This window comes from Methylobacterium sp. B1 (assembly GCF_000333255.1).
Lineage (GTDB): Bacteria > Pseudomonadota > Alphaproteobacteria > Rhizobiales > Beijerinckiaceae > Methylobacterium > Methylobacterium fujisawaense.
Map to the genome: position 1 here is coordinate 1 of NZ_BACT01000918.1, position 7152 is coordinate 7152.

Below are 7152 nucleotides of genomic sequence, written 5' to 3' on the forward strand. Positions count from 1 at the left end.
CGGGGCGTACCGTAGCCGTAGGACGGGGCGTAGCCGTAGCCACCGCCGTAGTAGCTGTCGCGGGCCGCGCCCGCGGCGATCGCACCGGCGGCGAGGCCGGCGATGCCGAGGCCGATGGCGGCACCGGTGCCGATGCCGCGGCGGCCGCGGTAGTAGCCGTGGCCGTAGCCGCCGTAACCGCCGTGGTAGCCCCACGGACGCGCCTCGGCGCCCGTCGTGGCGGCGACGCTGCCAATGGCCATGGCGGCGGCGGTGGCGATGATACCGATCTTGCGCATAGTGTTCCTTCTCGATCCTCGATCGAACATGCCCGATAACGTTGTCGCCCCGATACCGTTCCAGATCTCGCCCGGAGTTTTGGTGCGTATGCGCACACAGTCGGGTTCCTGAACCGTTGTTCATCGGCGCTCGCGCCGCCGTGATTGCGGTCAAGCTTGAGCGTTCGCCTGTGGAGCACGCCCGAACTCTTGCGAAGAGCCTGGCGCGGCCGCGGCCGGCGACGGTGGCGGCCGGGGCTCGAGGGCGGCGCATTGGCCGATCGGCCGGGCCCGGCGGCGGAAATCCGCCCTCCTCCGGGGCGGTCGTGCTACGGCTCCGTCCGGAGGACCGACGATGGATGCCTGGACCCTGATCCGCGACAGCTTCGCGCCCCTGCCCGGCAAGCGGATCCTCGACATCGGCTGCGGGCCCGGGGCGCTCGCGCGCCGGCTGGCTGACGCCGGCGCGGCGGTCACCGGCATCGACCCCGGTGGGGCGGCGCTCGCCCGGGCGCGGGAGACCGTGCCGGAGGCGCGCTTCGAGTCCGCGACCGGCGAGGCCCTGCCCTTCCCCGATGCCGGCTTCGACGGCGCCGTGATGCTGAACGCCCTGCACCACGTGCCGGACCCGGCGGCCGCCCTCGCCGAGGCGGCGCGCGTGATGGTCCCGGGCGGCCGGCTCGTCGTGGTGGAGCCCCTGGCGGAGGGCAGCTTCTTCGACGCCCTGCGGCCGATCGATGACGAGACGGCGGTCCGGGCCGCGGCCCAGGCGGCCATCGCCGACGCCCTGGCCCGCCGCGCCTACGCGTGCCGCCGCGACGTGACTGTCGAGCGGCGGGAGCACTTCGACTCCCTCGACGCCTTCCTCGCCCGCGTCAGCGCCGTGGACCCGGCCCGCGCCGCGACCATTCGGGACCGGCGTCCCGTGATCGCGGAGGCTTTCCACAAGGCGGCCGCGCGCGAGGCGGACGGGCGGTTCGGCCTCGTCCAGCCCCTGCGGATCCACGTGCTGGAGCCGGAGGCCGCCTGAGCCGCTCAGGCGGTCCGGCGCTTGGCGAGGCGGTCGAAGGCGAGGAGTTCCTCGAGCAGCGCCGGCAGGTCCTTCAGCGCCACCATGTTGGGGCCGTCCGAGGGGGCCCGGTCCGGGTCGGGATGCGTCTCGATGAACACGCCCGCCACGCCCACCGCCACGGCGGCGCGGGCGAGGACGGCGACGAATTCCCGCTGGCCGCCGGAACTCGCCCCCTGGCCGCCGGGCTGCTGCACCGAGTGGGTGGCGTCGAACACCACCGGCGCGCCCTGCGTGACCTGCGCCATGATCGGCAGACTGCGCATGTCCGAGACCAGGGTGTTGTAGCCGAAGGAGGCGCCGCGCTCGGTGACGATGACGTTGGGATTGCCGGCCTCCGTCACCTTGGCGGCGACGTGCTTCATGTCCCAGGGCGCCAGGAACTGACCCTTCTTGATGTTGACCGCCCGGCCGGTCGCGGCCGCGGCCAGCAGCAGATCGGTCTGGCGGCACAGGAAGGCGGGGATCTGGAGCACGTCCACCGCCTCGGCGGCGGGGGCGCATTGCTCGGCGGCGTGCACGTCGGTCAGCACCGGCAGCCCGAGGGTTTCGCGGATCTCGGCGAAGACCGGGAGCGCCCCGTCGAGGCCGATGCCCCGGGCGGCGCTGCCGGAGGTGCGGTTGGCCTTGTCGAAGGAGGTCTTGAACACGAGACCGACGCCGAGGCCCGCGGCCATCTCTTTGAGGGCGGCGGCGATCTCCAGGGCGTGCTGGCGCCCTTCGAGCTGGCATGGGCCGGCGATCAGCGTCAGCGGCAGGTTGTTGGCGAAGCGGACGCCGCCGACTTGGACGACGGGGCCGGGTGTCTCGATCTGCGACATGCGGGCCGGTCTAGCCCGCGCGGCGGATCCGCGAAAGCCCGGGCCTGTGGGCCAGCCGGCAGACGGTGAGGTCGTCCCTCAGGCCATCGGTCCGGGGCCCGGTCTCGCACAGCATCAGGATCGGGCCGATGCCGCCCCGGCGCGGGGCCTGCGCCAGAAGGCTGGCCTGGTGGAGGTTGAGCGCCAGAACCTCGGCCGAGGCGGCGTCAGCCCCGGCCAGCGCCCGCGCCGCGCGGCCGATCAGGATGAAGTAGCCCGGGGGCGGCTCGCGATCGAGGGATGCCACGGTGAGCCTGGCGGGGGCGCGGCAATCGAGGCTCATCCGCTCGGCATCCTGCGCCCGGAATACCGCGACGGGGCCCGTCCGACCGGCCAGGGAGGCTCCGGTCGCGCGGATCACCGTCGCGGCGAGCGTGTCGCAGGCGTCGGCGGCGCGGGCTGGTGCGGATCCGAGACTGAACACGCCGACGAGGACAGTCAGAGCGGAGAGGCGCAGCATGGGGAAATCCGCGGCAGGAGCCCGTCACCCTCGGGACGGTCGAGCAGGGTCCGTTCGCCCTGGTCTCGAACGGCCTGGGCACCGTGCAGGCCTACAACACCGTCCAGGTCCGCACGCGGGTCGACGGCGAGATCCAGCAGGTGGCGTTCCGGGAGGGACAGACCGTCCACAAGGACGATGTCCTCGTGCAGATCGACCCGCGGCCCTATCAGGCAGCGCTCGCTCAGGCGAAGGCCAAGAAGGAACAGGACACGGCCAATCTCGGCAACGCCAAAGCCGACCTGTCCGCTACACCGGACTGGGCGCCTACGCCTCCCGACAGCAGACCGAGACGCAGACCGCCCTGGTCGCCCAGCTCACCGCGCAGGTGGCGTCCGATCAGGCGGCTATCGACAACGCCACGACGCAGCTCGGCTACGCGACGGTCCGCGCGCCCATCGACGGCGTCACCGGCTTCCGGCAGGTCGATATCGGCAACATCGTCAACGCGGCGGGCCAGACCCCGATCGTCACGATCACGCAGGTGGAGCCGATCTTCGTCGTCTTCACGGCGCCGGAGGATCAGTTGCCCGCGATCGCCGCAGCCCTGCGCAAGGGCGACGTCCCGGTGGAAGCCTGGAGTTCGGACGGGCTGACGAAGCTCGCGGACGGCAAGCTCGCCCTGTTCAACAACCAAGTCGACACGGCGACCGGCACGATCCGCCTCAAGGCCGTTTTCGAGAACAAGATCCACGCCCTGTGGCCGGGCCTGTCGGTCTCCACCAAGATGCGGGTCGGCACGGTCGCCGTCGCCATGACCGTACCGGACAATGCCATCCAGCACGGTCCCGACGGCCTGTTCGTCTTCTCGGTGGATGACGGAAACCACGCCCATCAGCGCGCTCTGAAAGCGGGGCGCTCCGATTCCGGTCGGACCCGGATCCTCAGCGGCGATCTGCAGCCCGGCGAGCGGGTGATCGTCGCCGGTCAGTACAAGGTCCAGGACGGCAGCCTCGTGGGTGACCCGCACGCCGCCCACACCGCGCAGGCGGAGGCGCTGCGTTGAGGGTGAGCGAGGCGGCGATGACGAGAGCAGTTCCGCGCGAGGCCGAGCGGTGAAAGGCGGCATCTCGGCACCCTTCATCCGGTTTCCGGTGGCGACCACGCTGATCATGGTCGGCATCCTGTTCCTCGGGGTCGTGGCCTATCCGCTGCTGGGCGTCGCACCGCTGCCGCAGGTCGATTTCCCGACGATTCAGGTGACCGCGCAGCTCCCCGGCGCGAGCCCGGAGACGATGGCTTCGTCGGTGGCGCAGCCGCTGGAGCGGCAGTTCTCGCAGATCCCGGGCGTGGCGCAGATGACCTCGACGAGTTCCCTCGGGATCTCGACGGTCACGGTCCAGTTCGATCTCAACCGCAACATCGACGGCGCGGCGAGCGACATCCAGGCGGCGATCAACGCCGCCAGCGGCCAGCTTCCGAAGAACCTGCCGACCCCGCCGACCTACCGCAAGGTCAATCCGGCCGACTCGCCGATCCTGCTGCTCTCGGCCACCTCCGACAGCCTGCCGCTGATCGATGTGGACGACGCGGTCGACGTGCAGCTGGCCCAGCGGATCAGCCAGATCTCCGGCGTCGCCCAGGTCTTCATCGGCGGCCAGCAGAAGCCGGCGGTCCGCGTCCAGATCGATCCGGCCAAGCTCGTGGCCAAGGGCCTGTCTCTGGAGGACGTGCGCGCGCAGCTCACGCTGACCACCGTCAACAACCCCAAGGGCAGCATCGACGGCGGCAGCCACAGCTACACGATCTACGCCAACGACCAGCTCACTGCGGCGCAGAACTGGAACGACGTCATCATCGCCTATCGCGACGGCGCGCCGCTGCGCGTGCGCGATATCGGACAAGCCGTCGCCGGCCCCGAGGATACCAAGCAGGCCGGCTGGACCAACGGCCGGCGCGGCATCTTCCTCGTCGTGTTCAAGCAGCCCGGCGCCAACGTCATCGACACGGTGGACAGCATCAAGGCGCAGCTGCCGCGCCTGACCGCCACCCTGCCGGCCGCCATCAAGGTCGGCATCCTCAGCGACCGCACCCAGACCATCCGCGCCTCGGTCGAGGACGTGCAATTCACCCTGATGCTGACGATCGTGCTGGTCGTCGGGGTGATCTTCGTCTTCCTGCGCAGCTTCTGGGCGACGGTGATCCCGAGCGTGACGGTGCCGCTCGCGCTGCTCGGCGCCTGCGCGCTCATGTGGATGGCGGGCTACACCCTCGACAACCTCTCGCTGATGGCGCTCACCATCTCGGTGGGCTTCGTGGTGGACGACGCCATCGTCGTGCTCGAGAATATCAGCCGCTACGTCGAGGCGGGGATGCGGCCCATGGAGGCCGCGTTCAAGGGCGCGGGCGAGATCGGCTTCACCATCGTGTCGATCTCGGTGTCGCTGATCGCGGTGCTGATCCCGCTGCTGCTCATGGGCGGGATCATCGGCCGGCTGTTCCGCGAGTTCGCCGTGGTGCTGTCGATGACGATCGCGGTCTCGGCCTTCGTGTCGCTGACGCTGACCCCGATGATGGCCTCGCGGCTTCTCAAGCCGCACGACGGCGAGCGCCATGGCCGCCTCTACCGGATCAGCGAGGCCGCGTTCGACGGGCTGCTTGCAGTCTACGCCGATGCCCTCGACGTGGCTCTGCGGTTCCGCCGCGTCACGCTCTTGGTGTTCTTCGCCACGCTGGCACTGACGGGCTACCTGTTCGTCGCGATCCCGAAGGGTTTCTTCCCGCAGCAGGACACCGGTTTCATGATCGGCGTCACCGAGGCGTCGCAGGAAATCTCGTTCTCGGCGATGCAGGCGCTGCAGGAGAAGGTCGGCGCCATCGTCCAGGCCGATCCGGCGGTGGCCACCGTCGGCATGTCGCTCGGCGGCAACGGCCAGGCGCTCAATTCCGGGCGCATGTACATCACGCTCAAGCCGCGCGACGAGCGCGACGCCAATGCCTTCCAGGTGATCGGCCGCCTGCGGCCGAAACTCGAGCGCGTGGAGGGCATCCGGACCTTCATCCAGGCCACCCAGGACGTGCGCACCGGAGGCCGCACCTCGCGGACCCAGTTCGAGTACACGCTCCAGGATCCGGATCTCGCCGAGCTGAACGCCTGGGCGCCGCGCATCCTCGACACGCTGAAGACCCTGCCCGAGCTGCGCGACGTCGCCACCGACCAGCAGACGCGCGGCACGACGCTGACGCTGTCGATCGACCGCGACGCCGCCTCGCGCTACGGCATCACGCCTCAGCTGATCGACGACACGCTCTACGACGCGTTCGGCCAGCGCCAGATCGCCCAGTACTTCACGCAGCTGAACAGCTACCACGTCGTGCTGGAGGTTCTGCCGGCGCTGCAGGGCAGCGTCGAGAGCCTCGACAGGATCTACATCAAGGCGCCGATCGGGGGCGGGCAAGTACCGCTGGCGGCCTTCGCCCGCTGGACGACCGTTCCGGTGGCGCCGCTCGCCGTGAACCACCAGGGCCAGTTCCCGGCGGTGACGATCAGCTTCAACCTCGCTCCCGACGTAGCACTGGGCCAAGCGACCGAGGCTATCGGCCGGGCGATGCGGGAGCTGCAGGTGCCGCCGACCGTGGTGAGCGGCTTCCAGGGCACCGCCCAGGCCTTCCAGCAATCGCTCTCGACGGTGCCGCTCCTGATCCTGGCGGCGCTGTTCGTGGTCTACCTGATCCTCGGCATCCTCTACGAGAGCTTCATCCACCCGATCACGATCCTGTCGACCCTGCCGTCCGCCGGCGTCGGCGCCCTGGCGGTGCTGATGTGGGCGGGGTTCGACTTCAGCCTGATCGCGCTGATCGGCATCATCCTCCTCATCGGCATCGTGAAGAAGAACGGCATCATGCTGGTCGACTTCGCCATCGTCGCCGAGCGCGAGGAGGGGCTCACCCCCGAGGCCGCGATCCGGAAGGCCGCGCTGCTGCGCTTCCGGCCGATCCTGATGACCACGATGGCCGCACTCCTCGGAGGCATCCCGCTGATGGTCGCCACCGGCACCGGTTCGGAGATCCGGCAGCCCCTGGGCTACGCCATGGTGGGCGGCCTCGCGGTGAGCCAGGTGCTGACGCTGTTCACGACGCCGGTGATCTACATCTATCTCGACCGGCTGGCCCACCGCCTGTCCTTCCGCGACCGGCCGGAGACGACGCAGGTCGCCCGCGCGGACGCGGAGCCGGTGGAGGAGGTCCGCGGACCGCCCACGCTGCACGCAGCCGAGTAGGCTCGACCGCCGGCCTCGCCGGCACCGTGTGAAAGCCCGGCCGGAGGCCCACGACCGGGCAGCCCTGTCACCGCCGCCCGCTTGGCGGAGCCTCCGGCCGTTCCACTTGTTCCAGCTCCGGCCTCGCGGGGGCGGCGCAAGACGAAGGTGCGGATGAGCCAGAACCTGCCGTTGCGAGGGCTCACCGTGCTCGCCCTGGAGCAGGCCGTCGCCGCCCCCTATTTGCACTCACGGCTCGCCGATGCCG

At 70.5% G+C, this 7152-nt stretch carries 5 protein-coding genes and 1 pseudogene; 3 read left to right on the forward strand and 3 right to left on the reverse strand.

What is annotated here, in order from left to right; genetic code table 11:
- Positions 1 to 278: hypothetical protein (locus tag I53_RS25925; protein WP_043356287.1), on the reverse strand; the 278-nt coding region annotated here is incomplete at its 3' end.
- Positions 279 to 612: 334 nt separating this feature from the next.
- Here I53_RS25925 and I53_RS25930 point away from each other — a divergent pair.
- Positions 613 to 1287 carry a class I SAM-dependent methyltransferase gene (locus I53_RS25930; protein WP_043356280.1) on the forward strand — a complete coding sequence of 225 codons (675 nt, stop codon included), beginning with the start codon at positions 613 to 615 and terminating at the stop codon, positions 1285 to 1287.
- Between the two features lie 5 nt (positions 1288 to 1292).
- Here I53_RS25930 and kdsA read toward each other — a convergent pair whose 3' ends face one another.
- Together kdsA and I53_RS25940 are read right to left on the reverse strand one after the other, a co-directional pair.
- On the reverse strand, positions 1293 to 2147 hold the full coding sequence (gene kdsA / locus I53_RS25935) for a 3-deoxy-8-phosphooctulonate synthase (RefSeq protein ID WP_043356282.1): 855 nt from the start codon (positions 2145 to 2147) through the stop codon (positions 1293 to 1295).
- A gap of 10 nt (positions 2148 to 2157) precedes the next feature.
- The gene (locus I53_RS25940; protein WP_043356284.1) at positions 2158 to 2646 is read right to left on the reverse strand and encodes a hypothetical protein; all 489 of its coding nucleotides are present in this window, start codon (positions 2644 to 2646) and stop codon (positions 2158 to 2160) included.
- An 8-nt stretch (positions 2647 to 2654) separates the two neighbouring features.
- On the opposite strand from I53_RS25940, the pseudogene I53_RS25945 reads away from it, so the two are divergent.
- Both I53_RS25945 and I53_RS25950 read left to right on the forward strand, forming a co-directional pair.
- Positions 2655 to 3691 (forward strand): annotated as a pseudogene (locus I53_RS25945) (efflux RND transporter periplasmic adaptor subunit); the annotation flags it as partial.
- A gap of 49 nt (positions 3692 to 3740) precedes the next feature.
- Positions 3741 to 6905 (forward strand): efflux RND transporter permease subunit, encoded by a 3165-nt coding sequence (locus tag I53_RS25950; protein ID WP_043356286.1) that lies wholly within the window; start codon positions 3741 to 3743, stop codon positions 6903 to 6905.
- Positions 6906 to 7152: the final 247 nt, after the last annotated feature.

What these genes read in the sequence shown, in the direction of transcription:
- I53_RS25930 (WP_043356280.1), top strand. Translation starts at nt 613, where the DNA reads ATGGATGCCTGGACCCTGATCCGCGACAGCTTCGCGCCCCTGCCCGGC.
- kdsA (WP_043356282.1), bottom strand. Translation starts at nt 2,147, where the DNA reads ATGTCGCAGATCGAGACACCCGGCCCCGTCGTCCAAGTCGGCGGCGTC.
- I53_RS25940 (WP_043356284.1), bottom strand. Translation starts at nt 2,646, where the DNA reads ATGCTGCGCCTCTCCGCTCTGACTGTCCTCGTCGGCGTGTTCAGTCTC.